At 57.5% G+C, this 19,258-nt stretch carries 14 protein-coding genes; 6 read left to right on the top strand and 8 right to left on the bottom strand.

Annotated elements, in window-relative coordinates; translation table 11 throughout:
• Nucleotides 1-40: 40 nt before the first annotated feature.
• The gene (locus BBPC_RS03435) at nucleotides 41-1,384 is read right to left on the bottom strand and encodes an alpha/beta fold hydrolase (protein WP_004223799.1); all 1,344 of its coding nucleotides are present in this window, start codon (nucleotides 1,382-1,384) and stop codon (nucleotides 41-43) included.
• Between the two features lie 177 nt (nucleotides 1,385-1,561).
• Here BBPC_RS03435 and BBPC_RS03430 point away from each other — a divergent pair, with 177 nt between their 5' ends.
• Nucleotides 1,562-4,171, top strand: coding sequence for a sensor histidine kinase (locus tag BBPC_RS03430; RefSeq protein WP_004223796.1), 2,610 nt, complete (start codon nucleotides 1,562-1,564; stop codon nucleotides 4,169-4,171).
• A 76-nt stretch (nucleotides 4,172-4,247) separates the two neighbouring features.
• Nucleotides 4,248-4,994: a response regulator gene (locus tag BBPC_RS03425; RefSeq protein ID WP_004223793.1), complete on the top strand. Its 747-nt coding sequence runs from the start codon at nucleotides 4,248-4,250 to the stop codon at nucleotides 4,992-4,994.
• A gap of 91 nt (nucleotides 4,995-5,085) precedes the next feature.
• Here BBPC_RS03425 and BBPC_RS03420 read toward each other — a convergent pair whose 3' ends face one another.
• The 7 genes from BBPC_RS03420 to BBPC_RS03390 all read right to left on the bottom strand — a co-directional run bounded on the left by BBPC_RS03420 (nucleotide 5,086) and on the right by BBPC_RS03390 (nucleotide 14,401).
• On the bottom strand, nucleotides 5,086-7,728 hold the full coding sequence (locus tag BBPC_RS03420; RefSeq protein WP_004223791.1) for an ABC transporter permease: 2,643 nt from the start codon (nucleotides 7,726-7,728) through the stop codon (nucleotides 5,086-5,088).
• A 41-nt stretch (nucleotides 7,729-7,769) separates the two neighbouring features.
• Nucleotides 7,770-8,561, bottom strand: a complete 792-nt coding sequence (locus tag BBPC_RS03415) for an ABC transporter ATP-binding protein (protein ID WP_004223788.1) — start codon at nucleotides 8,559-8,561, stop codon at nucleotides 7,770-7,772.
• Nucleotides 8,562-8,693: 132 nt separating this feature from the next.
• Nucleotides 8,694-9,713, bottom strand: coding sequence for an Lrp/AsnC family transcriptional regulator (locus BBPC_RS03410; RefSeq protein WP_022244885.1), 1,020 nt, complete (start codon nucleotides 9,711-9,713; stop codon nucleotides 8,694-8,696).
• Between the two features lie 8 nt (nucleotides 9,714-9,721).
• Nucleotides 9,722-10,540, bottom strand: coding sequence for an energy-coupling factor transporter transmembrane component T family protein (locus BBPC_RS03405; protein WP_004223783.1), 819 nt, complete (start codon nucleotides 10,538-10,540; stop codon nucleotides 9,722-9,724).
• The gene (locus BBPC_RS03400; protein WP_004223780.1) at nucleotides 10,540-12,147 is read right to left on the bottom strand and encodes an ABC transporter ATP-binding protein; all 1,608 of its coding nucleotides are present in this window, start codon (nucleotides 12,145-12,147) and stop codon (nucleotides 10,540-10,542) included. The genes BBPC_RS03405 and BBPC_RS03400 overlap by 1 nt, the downstream gene beginning before the upstream one ends.
• 122 nt (nucleotides 12,148-12,269) lie before the next feature.
• Nucleotides 12,270-12,821, bottom strand: a complete 552-nt coding sequence (locus BBPC_RS03395; RefSeq protein ID WP_004223777.1) for an ECF transporter S component — start codon at nucleotides 12,819-12,821, stop codon at nucleotides 12,270-12,272.
• A 266-nt stretch (nucleotides 12,822-13,087) separates the two neighbouring features.
• Nucleotides 13,088-14,401, bottom strand: coding sequence for an O-acetylhomoserine aminocarboxypropyltransferase/cysteine synthase family protein (locus BBPC_RS03390; RefSeq protein WP_004223775.1), 1,314 nt, complete (start codon nucleotides 14,399-14,401; stop codon nucleotides 13,088-13,090).
• Between the two features lie 329 nt (nucleotides 14,402-14,730).
• Between BBPC_RS03390 and BBPC_RS03385 the strand changes: the two genes are divergently transcribed.
• The 4 genes from BBPC_RS03385 (at nucleotide 14,731) to BBPC_RS03370 (ending at nucleotide 19,127) form a co-directional block, all read left to right on the top strand.
• Nucleotides 14,731-15,606, top strand: a complete 876-nt coding sequence (locus BBPC_RS03385; RefSeq protein WP_022244887.1) for a pyridoxamine kinase — start codon at nucleotides 14,731-14,733, stop codon at nucleotides 15,604-15,606.
• Between the two features lie 172 nt (nucleotides 15,607-15,778).
• Nucleotides 15,779-16,231, top strand: coding sequence for a YraN family protein (locus tag BBPC_RS03380; RefSeq protein ID WP_004223764.1), 453 nt, complete (start codon nucleotides 15,779-15,781; stop codon nucleotides 16,229-16,231).
• A complete protein-coding gene (locus tag BBPC_RS03375) occupies nucleotides 16,231-17,760 on the top strand; it encodes a YifB family Mg chelatase-like AAA ATPase (protein ID WP_004223762.1) in 1,530 nt (509 codons plus the stop codon). The genes BBPC_RS03380 and BBPC_RS03375 overlap by 1 nt, the downstream gene beginning before the upstream one ends.
• Nucleotides 17,757-19,127: a DNA-processing protein DprA gene (locus BBPC_RS03370; RefSeq protein ID WP_004223760.1), complete on the top strand. Its 1,371-nt coding sequence runs from the start codon at nucleotides 17,757-17,759 to the stop codon at nucleotides 19,125-19,127. Before BBPC_RS03375 ends, BBPC_RS03370 begins: the two co-directional genes overlap by 4 nt.
• Nucleotides 19,128-19,258 lie beyond the last annotated feature (131 nt).

Genomic DNA, 19,258 nt, shown 5'->3' with positions numbered 1-19,258 from the left:
CTTTCCTTTGCTATCGATACTCGTCGTTGCCGAACAATCGTCAGAACAACTCCGCCAAATCTCCGCGGTTCAACGCCTCGGTAAACAGATGTCTGAACACGGTGGAACCATGCACGCCGTCATGTTCAAACTCGTTGGTAGTCCAATAATGTGAACGACCGACGCGAGACAGCGTGTCGAGCTGCAATCCAGAATCGACGTACATGTCGTCAAAATAGACGGCGGCCTGCAGCGGAACCTCGTTGCGAGCCAACTGGTCGGCATCGTAGATCGTGCCGAAGTGCGTGTCTTCCATAAGCACGTCCATGGCAGGTTTGAACGGACGCAACGCACGTTCCTGCTCGAACATCCACGGGAACATGGCCTCGCCGGTGAAATTAAGCGGACGAATGTCACCCGCGAATTCCGGATGCTCGCAGCGCACGCGCTGGGCGGCCCAGCGAATCGGCGTTTTCAGCTCGCCGTTGGCGTAGATGAACTCCTGCAACGGCCAATACAGTGGGCGAGACGAGGTCGCATCCATCACGGAAGACAGGAATTCGTCAGACAGTTCCGTCGATGTCGAGGCCGAACCGTCTCCGTCAAGGAATGCCTGATCAAGAATCCAATGCACGCGTTCGAAACTTGGCTTCATACCGAAATCGGATCCCAAGCATTGGAAGCGTTCCACCGTAAGCGGATCGCCGTTCGGCAATGTGACCTTGCGAGATCGCAGTATGTCGGCAACCGTAGCGGCACGTTCGATATCGATCGGGTAGCGCTCGTAGAACTGCTTCGTCTTTGCCGCCATGCGCGGGAACGTATGACGGTACACGTCGGTCGCATCGGCGGGAACGTGCGGAATACCGCCCGTAGTGAAGCTGGCGATAACCCCTTGCGGGAACAGCGAAAGATACGTCAATGTCAGGAATCCGCCATAGCTTTGACCAAGCGTGACCCAACGTGCGCCCCCGAATTCGGTGCGACGCAGATGCTCGAAATCACGAACGATCGAATCAGCGAGGAAACGCTTCAAAAACGCGGCACCGGCCTTGCCGTCGCCGTCCATGCCCTCAATCACATGCGTGTCGACACGAGACGAACGCCCCGTACCACGTTGATCCGGCAATACCACGCGGAAATGCTTGATCGCTTCCTCGATCCAGCCATCGGAACTTGGGCCGAGCGGACGTGGACCGGAACCGCCTGGGCCGCCCTGCAGGAACACGAGTAGCGGCAGGTCGTCATGCACATGTTCGGGAGCGGTGACCACACGGTAGAACAGGCTGATCGATTCGCCATCGAACCCATGACCGGGCTCGTGGCCCGTCCAATCCAACGGCACCTTGATGGAACGATCCTCAATATGCAATCCGGGCACGTAGTATTCGCTCAGCAACGTCATGCATTCACCTTTCCTTTGGCGTCATCGGCATATTCAATGCGAGTAGTGGCTTCTTGATGGCTTCCATCCCACCCACACGCGGAGACAACCTTACCTCACAAAAGCGGCTTTATCTTACCGCCATTTCATTCCTGCGCATGATGGCGCCACAGCGTATCTGGCGCTAGGGTGGAGCATATGTCGAATTTCAAGCAGCGTCTCTTGTCGTGGATGCATGGTCATGTCTTCGCAGGCGATCTCATCCTCACGCTTGTTATAGGTGTTCGGCTGTTCGGCGTGACCGGCAGCATCACCTATAATCCGGGATTGCTGTTTGACCTTAATCCTTCCATACAGATGGCGTGGGAAGCGGCAATGCTGATCCCGCTGCTGATTCGTCGATGGCGGCCACAGACCGGAGCGTTGCTCTGTGTGGCATTGGCCTTGACGCATCTCATATTCGGCCCTTGCATATTGGGCGCCGATATTCTGGCATTGGTCATGCTGTATTCGGTGATCGTCTACGGCAATCCCAAAAACACGAAAGCCTTCATTATTTTGGCGTTGGCCATCGGTCTTCTGGCTTCGGCGTTGATGGCATGGACCATGACCAATGGGCCGCTGCTCACCGGTGGCAAAGTGCATACGTGGAGCAGTTGGAATGGCTCAAATCCAAATGGCGCAATGGTCACGGAAGTCACTCTCGGCTCCATCTACACAGGAACATCCATGTCGGAAGTCGCCGACATGGTGGCGCAATACATGCTGGTGCTGACGCCGATTTTCGAAGTATGTATCATTTCCACCGTCATTGTAGCGTTCTGGCAGCGTGCCCGTCTGGCAACCGTTCGCATGATGCGGGAACGCAATGAGGCAATCGCCGCGCGAGACCAGGACGAACGCGATATCGCCGCGTTGGCGGAACGAGCACGCATCGCACGTGACATGCACGATGTGGTGGCGCACACCCTGTCAATCATCATCGTGCAGTCTGATGGCGGCCGCTATGCAGGCACGCATGATCCCGCGGTGGCTAGAAACACCATGGAGACGATTCGACACGAATCGGAACGCGCACTGCATGACATGCAACGTCTTCTGGGAGTATTCGGGGGTTCACCGCACGCCGATTATAACGATATCGGCAATCTTGTGGAACAAGCGCGAAACGTCTCCCCCGACATTCGAATCCGACGGAATATCACCGGCACCGCCAGCCCAGAACAACTCGGTGAACAAGCCTCGATAGCTTCCTACCATGTAGTGCAGGAGGCGCTGACGAATATCCGCAAGTATGCGGGGCCGCACGTCGATGTGCATATCAAAGAGTCATGGAACAACGGTTTGCTCACTTTGAGCGTCACCGACAATGGTCGTGGCGCGGCGGCCAATATCGACGGGCATACGCCAGGTTACGGCCTGTTGGGCATGAAGGAACGCATCGAATCGGCCGGAGGCTCATTGCAGGCTGGCCCTCAACTCGGCGGAGGCTTCGAAGTTATGGCCACCCTGCCTTACGGCGGTAAAGAGCCAGCGACAGACGAAACCGGCGAACAGTATGCCTCGGAACAGTCCGAATCTTGCAACACAACTGCCATATCCAGCAAAGCGAAATTATCCGACGAAGCAATCGCACCTCACACAGCCGTCAACATATCGGCGCGAATCCCAGATCAACCATCGGAACAGACGCAGGAAACCAACCCACCAACCGGTCGCGATCATCGTTCGAACGCCCTGCAACACTTGCGCATTACCGCACCCAATCTGCATGATTTGCTCATATCGTTGAAACTGAAATCCGTAGAACTTGCCAATACATCCAATTCGCGAGGGCTGAATTGGGTGGAACGTGTTTCCGCGTGGACGCAGCACCATTATGTGCTCATGGATTCCGTTGGCGCCGTGATATTGGTCATGCTGCTGAATCGCATGTCGATTACGTTCTTTTTTGATAGTTCACGCGATGCGCAGCTCTCTCATGCGATCGCCGCATGCTGCTTGCTGGCGCTGGCTCTTCGACGCAGGTTCCCCGAGACTTGCGCGCTTATTGTGTTCGTATTGTCGGTTGTGCAATTGGTGCTTTTGGGATTGATTGAGGTTGGACATATCGTAGCGTCGCTGTGTGCGCTGTATTCAGCCGTATTGTATGGGCGTGAACACGCATGGCGCTGGACCGGTCTTGCCGCTGTCACCTGTTCAGCTCTGATGGGCTTGAAAATCGCAGCCGACCAGCACGGATACACTACCTTGTTCGGCGCCATCGCCGCTTCCGCGGGCTTAACAAAACCGGTTTCAGCCACGTCAAGTAGTAGTGCAGCGTTCTTTACCGGTGTCATGTATACGGTTGCAGTGCTGATGCTGTGCGCCGGCATCATGGCGTGGGCACGTTGGGCGCGTTCCAGCGATTCAAACGCACTGGTATTGCAGGCTCGCGAAGAGGCACTGGTGGCCGAGCAGGAGAAGCAGCGTATTCTCGCGGCGAATATGGAACGTGACCGTATCAGTGCCAGCATTCAGGCTGAAGTCACCGCCACGTTGAACAGCGTGATCAGCCAGGCCGTCGATGGTATTCATATGTTGGACAGCGCCGAAGCACAAGGCAAGGAGCCTACCGCCGACGAGATTTCCGCAGCGTTCAAAGCCATTGGCGAGCAGGGGCGCGCCGCGCTCAAGCGTATGCGCGAACTGCTTGGCGTGCTTCGTGAGACTGGTTTCAGCGATGACGCTCATGCCGGTAGTGCGAGCGAACTGCAGTTGAGGCCCGCGGCACCGTTGGAGGAGCAGCTGCAGCGCGTGTCTCGATAGCCGATTCAAGTTTTTCAGGGAGATTTAAGGGTTTGTTTCGCGCTGTGAGCGGAACAATGCCGATAAGGTGGAGAGTATGAGCGAGGAACAGAAGATTCGTGTGGTCATTGCCGATGATCAGGAATTGGTACGTGCCGGTTTCGCCATGGTGATCGGCTCCCAACCTGATATGGCGGTTGCGGCGCAGGCTCGCGATGGCGCGGAAGCTGTGGCGTTGGCGGAAACGCTGCATCCTGACGTGGTGTTGATGGACGTGCGCATGCCCGGCATGGATGGTATCGAGGCGACCCGGCAGATCAGTGCGTTGCGGCATCGCTTCGCTGCCGATGGAACGCAATCAGAAGTCACTCATACCAAAGTGATCATTCTGACGACATTCGACTTGGATGAATATGTTATGGCTGCGATCACTGCCGGAGCGTCCGGTTTTCTGCTGAAAGATACGGAACCGGAAACATTGCTGAATTCGATTCGCACGGTTTTTCAAGGTAATGCGATTATCGCACCGTCCGCCACGAAACGTCTTATCGAGAAAATGATGGAAGGCGATTTCATGGCTGCGAACGTTGGTAGGCCTGAAAATTCCGCAACTACTTCTACTACGGATTCAACATATACCGATCCGGAATTGGATGACCTGACCGACCGCGAGCGCGAAGTGCTTATTGAGATCGCGCATGGATTGTCGAATCAGGAGATTGCCGACAAGCTTTTCATCAGCCTGCCGACGGTGAAAACGCATGTGGCGCATATTCTGGCGAAAATCAATGCACGTGACCGCGTACAGGCGGTGGTGTTCGCTTACGAAAACCATTTGGTCTGACTGGTTTGTTGTTTTGCGTATGCATGATACGCAAAAAGGACTCCTACCATGTTTGTGGTAGGAGTCCTTTTCGTTGTGTTTGCTATGAAGCTCAGGCTTCGGCGAGCGCCTCAACAGGAGGCGTGCTCACTGCCCTGCGTGCGGGGAATACGCTGGCGAGCAGTGCTGCCACGGCTGCCACGGCGAGTACGATGCCGTTAATGCCCCATTCGAACGGGAACACCACTTTGCCGTACATGCTGAACACCACGTATGCGCCCAGCCAGCCGAACAGTGTGCCAAGCAGTACGCCCGAGATGCCGGATACCAGCGAGATGAGCAGGGCTTCCACCGCGAGGGAGCGTCGCAACTGGCCTCGCGTCATGCCGATGGCACGCAGTGTGGCGGATTCTCGGGTGCGTTCGATCACTGACAGCGACAGCGTGTTGGCTACGCCGACAAGTGCGATGAGCACGGCCACGGCGATCAACCCCACCAGAAGCATCATCATGGAGTCAATCATGTTCGCCCATACGATGCGTTCGGCGATCGGTCCGGTCACTGTCGCATCAGTGCTCTTCTCCAATGCGGCCTGCATGTCGTTGTAGATGTCGTCAACGGAAACTCCCGACTTGTCAGTGTCTGCCTTGACCAGCAACACATGGGTGGCGGCGTCAAGGTCACCATTGGTGAAATGGCTTTCATCCACGAATCCGACAGCTCCATATTGCGCGGATACACGACGGTAGTCGGCTTGGTTGGCTTGCAATGTCAGCGAACGCGTAGCGTCGCCGTTCTGGTTCCATTCAGTGGAGAAATCAGCCGTGCCATTGGCGAACTGCAGCTCCTTGCCGGTTTGCGCATTGTATGTTGGCATGAGCACGCTATCACTGTCGATGGAGGCGTTACCCAAGTTGGCACGCATGACCTGCTTGACCTGATCGATGTTTTTCACGCCAACCAGCAATGCGGACGTAGGCTGGGTTCCATCCGCTTTCTCCAAGGTCACGGAAACCGCCGGCGCATACAACGTGTCGGACACGCCGTTGATGTCAGATACATCCTTGACCATTTGCTGGCTGATGTCATCGCCCATGGCCACGATGTCGACGCTATAACGGGTGGCGAGCGCACCATTCATAGTCTCTTTGGCGCTAGCGGCACCGGTTGCGATGGTGGAGACCAAGGTGACACCGATGAGCAGAGCGGCACCGGTTGCTGCGATGCGTCGCGGATTCTTCTGAATGTTGGCGTGTGCAACTGTTGCGGAAGGACCTGTCAGCGAGGCCAACGCTCCAACGCCCTTCATGAGGGTCGGCATCCAGAATACCGCGGTGACCACCATGCCGAGGAACACCAGTGCGGCACCGGCGATGGCTATGAGCAGAATCATCGTGAATTGATCGCCGCTCGCATCCTCGCCGCCGTTGGTGGCCTGCACCTGCCAGATGGAGAATATGGCCATGGCGATACCGACCGCCACCATCAGAATACCGATTATGGCTCGCGTAAGGCTGGAACGACGGTTGTCGGTCAGTTCAATCGGACGCAATGCCTCCAATGGCGTTACCGCGGTGGCGGAACGTGCGGATCCCATGGATGCAAGCACCGTCACCACAATGCCGAAGAGAATCGGTACGACGGCGGCTTGCCAGGAGAAGTTGAACCGCATACCCGCCTGCATGATGTCGCTGACGCACATGCCCCACATGAGCAGGCTTCCAAGCACCACGCCAAGCACGGATGCGACGAAGCCGAGCACCACCGCTTCGAACAGCACGGAACCATACAGTTGGCCTTTCTTTGCGCCGATGGTGCGTAGCAAGGCGAGTGTGCGGCGGCGTTGCGCCACGAGCACTTGGAACGTGTTGGCGATCACCAGAGCCGCCACGAACATGGCAAGCACGCCGAAGCACATAAGGAATGTGGTGACGATGTTGGTTTGGTTGCCGCTTAAGGATTTGATGCTTTCGTCACTGATTTGCTGTCGTGACATCAGATCGAAATGCTTTGGCAGCAACGCTTTCACACCGTTGATGGTTTTTGCGGATACGCTGTTTCCATCCAAGGCAAGGTCGAGATACACCATTGTTGTTCCGGTGGCGTTGAAATCGTCCACTCCCTGCATTGCGGCAAGCAGATTGTTGGATCCTACGATCGCACCACCATAGTATGAGTAGGCGCCGTTCGGATCGGACGTGAGTCCTACCACGCGCACGTTGTCCGCCTTGGCTTTGCCATCGTCGCCTACCGCATATCGGGAGGTCAGGCTTACAGTGTCTCCAACGCCGACGTTCAACTGTTTCGCCATGTCTTCCGGCAGCGCGACTTCGTTGGAATCCTTCGGCTGGTCCCCTTCCGTGATATTCACGGGGAGCATGTTCTTCTGTGCCGCGGTGGAAATGATCTCGCCGCTGACGGTGCTGTCTCCCTTGGAAACGCTGACGCCGGTTTCCACCGAGGCACGGACGCCGCCAACCCCTTCGATGCCGGCGATCTGGTCGAGATGAAAGTCGCCGACAGTGCTGGAATACGCCTCGTTGAGTTCCTTATCGCTCAGGTCGGAGCTGTTGACGGTCACCGCATAGTTGGCGTTTCCGAACATGGCGGTCAGCTGCCGTGTCAGGGAGTCGTTCATGGCATTGCCGAACAGGAAGGTGCTGGCGATGAACGCCGTGCCGATCATGATGGCGATGCCTGCGGGTATGAGCATGCGCTTGGTTTTTCGCATGAGTTTCAAAGTGATGGACCACATGGTGGATTCTGTTCCCTTCTTCGAATGCTTCTATAGTGCGTTTAGCGGGAATGTCTCGCGGAAGCCACATTCATTGTGGCGGCCTCACGTTCCTTCATCAGCAGTTCACTCATCTGGTCTGCTGTCGGCTTGTTTACGTCCGCCACGATCTGGCCGTCGGCGAACACGAGCGCACGGTCGGCGTAAGACGCGGCGACCGCATCATGCGTGACCATGATGATGGTTTGGCCAAGTTCGTTGACGGAACGTTTCAGGAAGCTCAGCACTTCGGCGCTTGATACGGAATCAAGATTGCCGGTGGGCTCGTCTGCGAACACCAGTTTCGGTTTGGTGATCAATGCTCGTGCGATGGCCACACGCTGCTGCTGGCCTCCCGATAGTTCGTTCGGACGATGGTTGAGACGTTCCTTAAGGCCAAGCGTTTCCACCAGCAGACGCAACCACTGTCGGTCGGGTTTCGCTCCAGCCAAGGTCAATGGCATGAGAATGTTCTGTTCGGCGGTGAACATCGGCAGCAGGTTGAAGCTTTGGAAGATGAATCCGATGTCGCGGCGGCGCAGCAACGTAAGCTGGTTGTCGTTCATGCGCGTCAGATCGTCGCCATTGAATATGATGTGCCCGCCGGTTGCACAATCCAGTCCTGCCAACGTGTGCATCAACGTGGATTTGCCGGAACCGGAAGGTCCCATAATCGCCGTGAATTTTCCTTTTTCAAAAGCGACGTTGACGCCACGCAACGCATGCACCGTGTTATTTCCGGAACCGTAGTCCTTCACAAGATCCACGGTTGCAATGGCCGTATTGGTAGCTTTGATGGTGTCCCTGATATCCATGCTGTCATTCCTTTCTTTGGATTACCTCCAAAATTACGGAAAAACAGCTGATTCGAATATCATGCGTTGGTCTGAATTATCATCTCATCCTTGAGAATGAGCAAAGACGAGGCGCCTAATACCATTGATTCATCAATCGTCGAGAAGTACACCATCCTGCGGAGGTTCGAGCCAGTACGACTCTTTTTCCACGCTGACGGTGGAAGCCCACCATGTCTGGTCCACGCCTGGCAGCGAACGGATGGACTCATCCACCACACGCCACAGGTCCTCGTCATCTCCGGCGATGATTTCGATGAGGTAGTCGGCGCCATTCAAACCGACTCCGCTCATTGCATATGTCACCTCGTCGATCGCTAACAACTGTTCGACGTCGAGGCGATACGGAGGCTTCACACCGATGCCGAGAAACGCTTGGCGGAATCCGCCTAAACGCATGGGGCTTACCGTGGCCATAATGCGCATCACACCGGAATCCTCCAGTTTTTTGACGCGCCCACGAATCGCGGTGTGCGTCACACCAAGATGCTCCCCCAGCATGGCGTAACTTGCCCTGCCGTCTTTCTGCAATTCGTTGAACGTGTGCACGAATCGCGCGTCCAACCGATGCACGGGAATATCGGTGCCGACGCTGGCCTCACGTTTGGTCATGAATCCAGTTTCGCCGCGTTCGGCCAGCAGACGGTTGACCACGCTGACATTATGGTCGTCAAGCACCAATCGACCGCAGGAGAACACTTGCAGACGGGTCAATCCGGGCAGTGCGCGCAAATCGTACTTCAGGAAATGGTCCATACCGTCGGCTGAATACACCACGGCTTCGGCGATGATGTCGGCATCGCCCAGCGTGCAGACCACATAGGTGACCTGAGGCATGGCTTTGAGCATGGCGAGCGCCTCGTTGCGATTGCCGTTGATGCGCAGTCCCACAAGCACCTGACTGTAATTGCCGAGACTCAACGGATTGCATACGGGCACAATGGTCATGATGCCCGCATCGGTGAGCCGTTTGTAGCTTTCCGTCGCCGCATATACGGAAATGCCGATTTTATCGGCAAGCGCCTGCATGGTCATGCGTCCGTTGCATTGCAGTGCCGATACCACCTTCAAATCACGTGCGGTGATTGTGGTACGCCCTTCATCCTGTGTCATTGCACCCCCTATGACAGCCATGTCATCAACCACACGCTGCCTGCGGCGGCGGCGATGGCAATCACGAGAATAATCCAGTCGGCAATGCTCATCGTGAGATTGACCCGATATGTGCGTTTCACACCGTTCCGATTCAGGTTGAGTCCGCGCGATTCCATGGCCCAGCCCACGCTTTGGCTCATTTTGTAGGCGCGGATCAATACGGCGATGATGATCGGCAGATACGATTTGAACCGGTCTACGAGACGTACGAATATGTTGCGTTTTTTACCTGCCGCATTGACTTTGCCGCTCAGATCAAGCCCTCGCGCACGCTGCGCTTCGGACACGGATTGGAAGATGGAAAAGAACACGGGAATATACCGTAATGCGGTTGCCAGGGTAAGCCCGGCCTTGTAGGGCATACCAAGCGAGGTAAGGCCACGAACCAGTTTGGTCTGGCTGGTGGTGAACAGCGTGATGAAACATGCAAAGCCGAGCGCTGGAATGCGCAGACCCATCACCGCCGCCATGAGCAGGTTCTCCTGCGTGAGACGCAACCATCCCCACTGCCAGAGCACGTGCGTTCCACTCTGGTCGAAGACCGGCCAAAGCACCACGATGAACACGATGAGCACGGCGAGGATCTTCCACACCCATCCAATGCGTTCGGCGGGCACACGGTCGGTGGCGAGCATCACATGTTCGAGAATGAGGATGCCGAGGATGAACGCCCAGTTACGCCATACGAGGCAAAGGGCCAGCATGACGATGGAGATGAGGAATTTGACGCGCGGATCGGTGCGATGCAACCATCCGTCGCCTGGCACATACAGGTCGGCATCCATCAGCGTTCCTCCTTGTCGCATTCATCCTTGGCGATTTTCAACAATACGTGGGTCGCCGATACCGGACCGCGCGACTTGTACGGCTGACGCGCCTGTCGCGCGGGCGATTGTTGCGCTTCCTGCGATTTGTCGATCGGTCCATATTGCACGATATGACCGTCTTCCAATTCGAGCACGTGCGTGCAATACCGATATACGGCACGCATGTCATGGCTGATCATGATGACGGTGACGCCATGCCGGTTGAGTTTTTCCACGGTTCCAAGGAATCGTGATGCGAGACGATGGTCGAGACCCGCCGTAGGTTCGTCGAGGACGAGTATTGGCGTACGCATGGCGATCACCGAAGACAATGCCACCGCACGTCGTTCGCCGTAGCCGAGCGTGGCCGGCGAAACATCCTCATACCGGTGCAGGTCGAACAATGTCATCATTTCGTCGACACGTTTGAACACGGTGGCCGCGTCAAGTCCGAGCGCGGTCGGGCCGAACGCGATCTCCTCTTTGGTGCTGGAGCAGAAAATCTGATGGTCGGGATTTTGGAATACGAATCCGACGTGCGCGGCCATTTCGCCCACGCTATGCTTCGACACGTCGAGCCCATCCACATTCACGATTCCTTGCGTGGGTTGAATCAGCCCGTTCAGATGCTTGGCGAGCGTGGTTTTGCCTGACCCGTTGCGCCCAATAAGCCCTACGAAGGCGCCCTGTTCGATATCCAAGCTGACGTCGTCCAGTGCGGGAGACGCATTGCCGCCCTGCCCATAGCGGTGCGTCACATGGTCCAGACTGATGATCGCATGCTTCGGCTTGGCGTCGTTCCCTACCGGCAACGCCTTGATGACTGGAGATGGTCCGTCACTCACCCGCACGCCGGAGGATTCCAACAGTCTACGTTCCCGGGTAAATAGGCTGGCGTCTCCATTGCGCACCACTTCACCGTTGACCATGAAGAGCACCTGATCGGCCCAGTAGGCGATGTGTTCGGTATCCTGCTCGGCCATGATCACCGTCATGGAACGGGTCTGGCGAATGCGGTCGAGCACGTCGAACACTTCCTGCTTGCCTTCGGGGTCGAGGGCCGCGGTGGGTTCGTCAAGAATAAGCACATCGGGTTCCGCCGCGAGCGCGGCGGCGATGGCCACGCGCTGCATCTGGCCTCCCGACAGGCTGGTCGGCACACGCTTGCGGTATCCGGCCATGCCGACTAAGTCGAGCATGATGTCGATCTGCTTGTCGATGATGCTTGGGGCTACTCCGCGGTTTTCCAGCGGGAAAGCGATCTCATCCTCGACACTCGAGCAGAACAGCTGCGCTTCCGGATCCTGTTGCACGTAGCCGACGCGCTCCGACAGTGCCGAGACGGAGTGCCTGCTCGTATTCATGCCGTTAACTTCCACGACGCCGCTCATGGTGCCGTCGGCCAGGTTCGGAATGATGCCGGCCAATGCCATGCATAGCGTGGACTTGCCCGCTCCGGTCGGTCCGATGATGCCGACGAAGGATCCGGACCGGATGTCGAAGCTGACGCGCTTGAGACTTTCCACCGGCTTGCCCCCGTCGGTCAGTGGCGCGTACTTCCATCCTAAGTCGCGAACCGTAATCATGACGCTCACCCCGTGCTTTCACGCATTTTTTCCGCAGCCGGTAACCGCATTTCACAATAAAACCCGTGGAATCGCCTTTCATCGGCAAATCCACGGGCCTGCCTTCACATGATATTAATGTATCACTCCCCCGCCTTAATACCGAGGTTGCCCAAACGTACCAGCGGCGGATAGGCCTGACGAACGGCGGTGAACAGCGCGAAGCCCACAATCAGACCCACCGCCATCTGGAAGGAGTTGCCCGCGATCTCACCCAACGCCGGGCCAAATCCGGAAAGGATTCCGCCTGCGATGAAATAGCCGAACACCTTCCATACGCCTGCGATCACCGAACCGATGATGATGTTCGCCGGATTGAACTTCTTGACGAGCAGGCCCACGAGCACGGCCTGCAGGCCATCGATGACGAACGTGAAGATGGCCCACTGCGGATAACCGGAAATCAGATCGCTCAACGCCGGGCCAAGACCGCCGATAATGCCGCCCACCCATGGTCCGAACGCATACGCGCTGAAATAGATCATGGTGTCGGACAGGTTGAGGTAGCCACGGATCGGGGTCGGGATCTTCACGAGCATGGTCAGCACCGTGGTGACCGCGGTCATAATGGCGATCAGCGGAATGGTGTTGACCTGCAACGCCTTTTTGATATCGTTCTTGACTTCTTGAGCCATAATCGCCTCTCTCTTCTCTCTTTACGTAATCCGCAATATCATTACCACTATTTATCTTTTTGAAAGAAATCTGAACTTCTTTCTTTCAAAAGATAGAATTTAGATATTACTTTTCGTAACAATCGCAGATTCTATACCATCTGCGCTACATTACGATGACAACGTCCGCGAATATGGCGAAACGGTTTGTGGCACCAACCTTCTCTTCGGTGCCACAAACCGTTTCATTTGCTCAGGATGGCGTTATTCCGCCGATCCGATACGCCTCACTTGGCGAGACCGGATTCGCGCAGAGCCGCGAAACCGCCCTTGAGATCGTCGAGGATGTCTTCGATGTTCTCGGTGCCGATGGACAGACGGATCGTGCCCTGGTGGATGCCCTGGTCCTCAAGCTCCTCCGGCGTCTCCTGAGAGTGCGTGGTGGAGGCCGGGTGGATCACGAGGCTCTTGGCGTCGGCCACGTTGGCCAACAGGCTGAACAGGTGCAGGTTGTCGATGAACACGCGTGCCGCGTCCTTGCCGCCCTTGATGTCGAAGGTGAAGATGGAGCCGCCGCCGTTCGGGAAGTACTTCTTGTACAGCTCGTTGTCCTTGCGGCCTTCGATGGACGGGTGGGAGATGGATTCGACTTCCGGAACGGTCTTCAGGTAGTCGATGACCTTCAGCGCGTTCTCGACATGGCGCTCGACGCGAAGCGACAGGGTTTCGGTGCCCTGCAGCAGCAGGAAGGCCGAGAACGGAGACAGGGTTGCGCCGGTGTCGCGCAGCAGGATGGCGCGGATGCGGGTCACGAACGCGGAACCGCCCAGAGCCTCGTAGAAGTTCAGACCGTGGTACGACGGATCCGGCTCGGTCAGAGTCGGGAACTTGCCCGGCACTTCGGCCCAGTTGAAGTTGCCGCCTTCCACGATCACGCCGCCGAGGGTGGTGCCGTGGCCACCGATGAACTTGGTGGCGGATTCGACCACGACGTCAGCACCGTGCTCCAGCGGGCGGAACAGGTACGGGGTGGCGAAAGTGTTGTCGACGATCACCGGCAGATGATGCTTGTGTGCGATGGCGGTGATGGCTTCGAAATCCGGCAGGTCGGCGTTCGGGTTGCCGAAGGTCTCGAAGTAGACGAGCTTGGTGTTCTCCTGGATGGCATCCTCGAACTCCTGCGGGTTCTCAGCGGAGACGAAGGTGGTGGTGATGCCGTCACGCGGCAGGGTGTGGCGCAGCAGGTTGAAGGTGCCGCCGTAGATGTTCTTGGCAGCCACGATGTGGTCGCCGGACTGGGTGATGTTGCGCACGGCGTATTCGACCGCGGCGGCGCCGGAAGCGACTGCCAAACCAGCGGCGCCACCTTCAAGGGCTGCGATGCGGTCTTCGAACACGCCCTGGGTGGAATTGGTCAGGCGGCCGTAGATGTTGCCCGGATCGGCCAGACCAAAACGCGCCTCGGCGTGATCAAAGTTATGGAACACGTAGCTGGTGGTCTGGTAGATCGGCACCGCGCGGGAATCGGTTGCCGGGTCGGCCTGCTCTTGGCCGACGTGAAGCTGCAGGGTTTCGAAGCGGTAGTTCTTGGAATCTGCCATGGTTTCTGCTCCTTGTGGGGAAGTGGTTCGTTGCTTGTCTTGCTGACCACCCGCCTTGCCGTGTGTGGCGGTTGGTCAGGTGTTGGTAGCGACAATAATCCGGCCGCGCTCCGCAATGCAAGCCAAACGTTATCGCACTTGCCTATATCCCCTTATAAACCGTTGCAATCATTGCCATCCAGGCTTTGCAAAACTACTCTGGTAGCCATCAAAAAACTTGCGACACGCCAGCAAACGGCATCATGGTGACTCGCCGTACGAGGCGATGGGGCGGTGAAGTCAGGCAAGCGGCTAAAGTCATGGTCAGGCAATCGCAAGAGAGGGTTCCCATGAATGATGTGATTCTGTTCGACCGTGACCCACGGTACATTCCACGTGTGGCCGCGGTGCACGACATGTGCGGTTACGGCAAGTGCTCGCTGACGGCGGCCATTCCGATTCTGTCGGCGGCCGGATGCGACGTATGCCCCGTGCCGACGGCGCTGTTTTCGGCGCATACGCGCTACAGCGTGTTCACGTTCCACGATACGACCGAAATTTTGGACGGCTATCTGGATGCGTGGCGCAAGGAGAACGTCGATTTGGACGGCGTGTATTCCGGTTTCCTCGGTTCCGCCGAACAAGTCGCGATTATCAAACGTCTGTATGCGGATTACCCGCACGCCTTGCGTTTGGTGGATCCGGTGATGGGAGACGGCGGCGAGATCTACGCCACATACACGCCGGAATTATGCGAGGCGATGGGCACGCTGGTGGATGGCGCCGACGTGCTGATGCCGAATCTGACGGAAGCGTCCATGCTGACGGGACGCACCTACCCGGGGCAGAACATCGACAACGCGGAAGTGAACGGCATTATTGACGCGCTGCTTGCCTTGGGAGCGAAAAACGTGGTGCTCAAAGGCGTTGACCGTCAGGATGGCATCATTCGCAACTATGTGGCATCGGCCACTTCCGGCGCATCCGGCAAGCAAGAGATTGCGCACGACAAGCTGCCGTTCATGACACATGGCACCGGCGACGCCTTCGCATCCGCATTATGCGGTGCGGTGATGGCCGGCAGACCTCTGGCTGAATCGGCGCATATCGCCGGCGAATTCGTACGCCATGCCATGGAAAGCACGCAATTCCAGCCGAACCACACTGAGCGCGGTGTGAGCTTCGAGCTGAACCTTGACGAGTTGACGCGTCTGGTTCGCCGCTGAACATTCCAACCATATGCGGTTTCGGGCGCTCCATGGCCGCTCGCCTTGTGGAGCAATGTGGATAACGGCAAGTTATCCACCAACTATCCCAAACACGCCCGAAACCGCATCCTCTATCCACATTCGCCGTTCGCCCTTGCTTCGCGCCGGTCCTTTCTGCTGGACTTGAATCATGAACGGCAACACAACACATAACGTTCCGAACGCAACGCAGCGCTCGGAACAGCTTCTTGATTCCATCGCACGGCGACTGCATGATGGCACACTGTGCGCACGACAGGTCGGCGAACTCGGCGAACAGTATGCGGCCGCATGGCTGGAAGGCCAAGGCTGGCAGACGCTCGACCGCAACTGGCACTGCCGATATGGCGAACTCGATATCGTTTCACGCGACGATACGGGAATCATCGTCTTCGTCGAAGTCAAAACCAGGCGGACGCTCCGCTATGGCACTCCGCAGGAAGCCGTGACGTCATCCAAGCAGATCAACCTGCGCCACGCGGCCGTGCAATGGCTGTCGGACAGCGACCATCGCACGCCGCATAACGGCGTGCGCTTCGACGTCGTCACCGTCATCGTCCGTGATGGCAAACCGCTTGTCCACCATATCGAAGGAGCGTTCTGATGGCTATCGGCAGCGCGCTTTCCGTGGGTCTCATCGGCCTGAAAGCCTTCATCATCCAAATCCAGGCGTTCGTATCTCCGGGACTCCCCTACTTTTCCATCATCGGACTTCCCGACACCTCGCTCTCCGAAGCGAGGGAACGTGTCAAATCCGCATGTCAGGCCAGCGGTGCCAAATGGCCGGAGACACGGGTTACGGTCAATCTTTCGCCGGCGTCCATGCCCAAACGCGGATCCTCACACGATCTGGCGATCGCAGCGAGCGTGCTTAGCGCATCCGGAACGATACCGCATGACTGCTTGAACGACACCGTCGTGCTCGGAGAGGTGAATCTCGATGGCACGGTACTGCCCATCAACGGTCTGCTGCCGATTCTGCTGCATGCACGCGATCAAGGCGTATGCAAGGTGATCGTACCGCATGCCAATTTGGACGAGGCGGCCCTTGTGCCCGACGTCGACGCCATTGGAATACGTCACGTCGGCGAACTGATCGAACTGATGGGAGGCACCGCGAACTATACGATACCCGATATGATCCGAGACGTGGATGCCAACGACGGCGCCATGTCGGTATGTCCTCCTCCCGGAGATATGAACGAAGTCATGGGGCAGGAAACGGCCAAATGGGCGTTGGAAGTGGCGGCTGCCGGCGGCCATCATCTGATGATGACCGGTCCTCCCGGCACCGGAAAAACCATGCTCGCCTCGCGCATTCCCGGCATTATGAGTCCGCTCAGCGAATCGGAACAACTGGAAGTCGCATCGATCCGCTCCCTATGCGGCACATTGCCCAGCTATGGCATCAGCGATGTTCCGCCATTCGAAGCGCCGCACCATACCGCATCCACCGCATCCTTGGTCGGCGGCGGCGCGGGATTGGCTCAACCAGGCGCGATCACGCGGGCGCATCGGGGCATCCTATTCATGGACGAGGCGCCCGAATTCTCGGCACGCACCCTGCAAACCTTGCGCGAACCATTGGAATCCGGGTATGTGGCGATATCCCGCGCGAAAGGTACCACCTACTATCCGGCACGATTCCAACTGATCATGGCGGCCAATCCTTGCCCCTGCGGCTACGCATACGGCAACGGCGAGCGCTGCACGTGCAGGGAAAAAGACCGTATCAAGTACTTCAGCCGCCTGTCGGGGCCGATCCTCGACCGCATCGACATTCAGATCGAAGTGCCTCCTGTGGAACGCATCAACCCAGGCACGGTTCCTTCCGGCGAATCCAGCCACGCCATCCGCCTGCGGGTCATGGTGGCAAGGCAAACGGCACAGGAACGTTTCCGGGAATTCGGATGGGTCTGCAATGCGCAAGCCACCGGAACATGGCTTCGCGCCAACACGTCCACAAAAGCCATCGAGCTCGTGAACCATGCGTTGGCCAGCGAACGGCTCAGCCTCAGAGGGGCGGACCGAGCCATGCGACTCGCATGGACGCTATCCGACCTGTCAGGCAAAACCTCTCCCGGACCGGAAGAGATGATGCAAGGAATCTCCATGAGAACGAGGTTGACATGAACGAGAACACAACCGCCGATACGAGCGTCAACGCAACCGCCATCGACGATGAGACCCTGTCACGCGCGGTGCTCACCTATTGTCTGGACAGCGCCGATGCGATGATGTACGCGCTGGTCAAAGGCATCGGATCAGCCACGCATACCTTGCAACTGCTTGCCGACAGCGGTCCGGGCAATCATGAAAGCGTGGCCACGGCAGCCTATAAAACCTTGGACGCGGCGCTCATCAACGGCATTACACGTTGGGGACGCACCATCAATGCTCGAGGTATGGCCTCCTTCCACGGCGCAATGGTCTCGTGGCAGCATCGCCTGACCACATTGCCCAGCACCGACCCCGAGGAGCTCAAAACGTGGTTCACCGCAAACGGCACGCAGTGGATCGTCGCGCCGCATCACCCCTACTGGCCTTCGCAGCTTGCCGACCTCACCATACACACGGACTGGGCCGCGCCATTATGCCTATGGGGGAAAGGTGACCCCCAAGCGTTGGTGTCATGCTCCGAACCGGTCGGTGTCGTCGGATCACGCGGCGTAAGCGAGTACGGAAGGCAAAGCGCACACGAGCTCGCCAAACAAGCGGCCCGAGCAGGCCATCTCATAGTGTCAGGAGGCGCTCTGGGCACCGATGCGGCCGCCCACTGGGGAGCCATCCAAGCCATGGACGAGATCGGAACGCCCCTCGCAGGACGCACCGTCGCGGTATTCGCCGGAGGACTCAACTATATCGGTCCGAAAAGCAACGAGCGCCTCTTCGAAACCATCATCAACCATTCCGGCGCGCTCATCTCGGAACTCTGCCCCGGAACCGTTCCGGAAGCCAGACGATTCCTTATCAGGAACCGCCTGATAGCGGCGCTATCATCCACCCTCATCGTAGCCCAGGCACGCGCACGCTCCGGCGCGCTTAACACCGCAGGATGGGCCAACGAACTCAACCGCCGTGTATTCGCCGTGCCAGGAGATGTAACCATGCCTCACAACACAGGATGCAACCGACTCATACAAGAAGGCCAAGCCTCCATCATCTGCTCGCTGACCGATATCGACGAATTCTGCCACGCAGCGCATCGCCCGCAATCAGCCGACGCGGCAGACAACGACGACGAACCGTCGGAAGAGTCAACCGACACCAGTCTGTCGCAACCAACCAACGCCACTGCAGCCATACTCAAAGCCATACGAACATGCAGCGCGAAATACGGCCACGTCTCCACTGACGGTCTACTCGCCATCCTGGCCGAAAGCAATCCCGGAGAATACTCAATCTCACGAATCAGCATGGAGCTGGGATTAATGGAACTCAACGGACTTATCTGCACACAGCATGGCAACATCACCATCACCGACGCAAGCGCCACATGACATCACGCCCAACAACGCCACCGCCAAGCCTGCACAGATCAACGGAATCCATCGAAAACATACGCATCAGACACGCATAACCACGCATGCAGCGGCAAACCCGCCAACCGGCAAACCGCAATGAGGTCACA

The sequence above is a fragment of the Bifidobacterium pseudocatenulatum DSM 20438 = JCM 1200 = LMG 10505 genome (genome assembly GCF_001025215.1).
Taxonomy (GTDB): domain Bacteria; phylum Actinomycetota; class Actinomycetes; order Actinomycetales; family Bifidobacteriaceae; genus Bifidobacterium; species Bifidobacterium pseudocatenulatum.
This window is presented reverse-complemented; position numbering and strand designations above follow the sequence as displayed.

Excerpts from the sequence above, each read along its gene's own strand:
- BBPC_RS03435 (WP_004223799.1), bottom strand. The coding sequence starts at position 1,384 with ATGACGTTGCTGAGCGAATACTACGTGCCCGGATTGCATATTGAGGAT.
- BBPC_RS03430 (WP_004223796.1), top strand. The coding sequence starts at position 1,562 with ATGTCGAATTTCAAGCAGCGTCTCTTGTCGTGGATGCATGGTCATGTC.
- BBPC_RS03425 (WP_004223793.1), top strand. The coding sequence starts at position 4,248 with ATGAGCGAGGAACAGAAGATTCGTGTGGTCATTGCCGATGATCAGGAA.
- BBPC_RS03420 (WP_004223791.1), bottom strand. The coding sequence starts at position 7,728 with ATGTGGTCCATCACTTTGAAACTCATGCGAAAAACCAAGCGCATGCTC.
- BBPC_RS03415 (WP_004223788.1), bottom strand. The coding sequence starts at position 8,561 with ATGGATATCAGGGACACCATCAAAGCTACCAATACGGCCATTGCAACC.
- BBPC_RS03410 (WP_022244885.1), bottom strand. The coding sequence starts at position 9,713 with ATGACACAGGATGAAGGGCGTACCACAATCACCGCACGTGATTTGAAG.
- BBPC_RS03405 (WP_004223783.1), bottom strand. The coding sequence starts at position 10,540 with ATGGATGCCGACCTGTATGTGCCAGGCGACGGATGGTTGCATCGCACC.
- BBPC_RS03400 (WP_004223780.1), bottom strand. The coding sequence starts at position 12,147 with ATGATTACGGTTCGCGACTTAGGATGGAAGTACGCGCCACTGACCGAC.
- BBPC_RS03395 (WP_004223777.1), bottom strand. The coding sequence starts at position 12,821 with ATGGCTCAAGAAGTCAAGAACGATATCAAAAAGGCGTTGCAGGTCAAC.
- BBPC_RS03390 (WP_004223775.1), bottom strand. The coding sequence starts at position 14,401 with ATGGCAGATTCCAAGAACTACCGCTTCGAAACCCTGCAGCTTCACGTC.
- BBPC_RS03385 (WP_022244887.1), top strand. The coding sequence starts at position 14,731 with ATGAATGATGTGATTCTGTTCGACCGTGACCCACGGTACATTCCACGT.
- BBPC_RS03380 (WP_004223764.1), top strand. The coding sequence starts at position 15,779 with ATGAACGGCAACACAACACATAACGTTCCGAACGCAACGCAGCGCTCG.
- BBPC_RS03375 (WP_004223762.1), top strand. The coding sequence starts at position 16,231 with ATGGCTATCGGCAGCGCGCTTTCCGTGGGTCTCATCGGCCTGAAAGCC.
- BBPC_RS03370 (WP_004223760.1), top strand. The coding sequence starts at position 17,757 with ATGAACGAGAACACAACCGCCGATACGAGCGTCAACGCAACCGCCATC.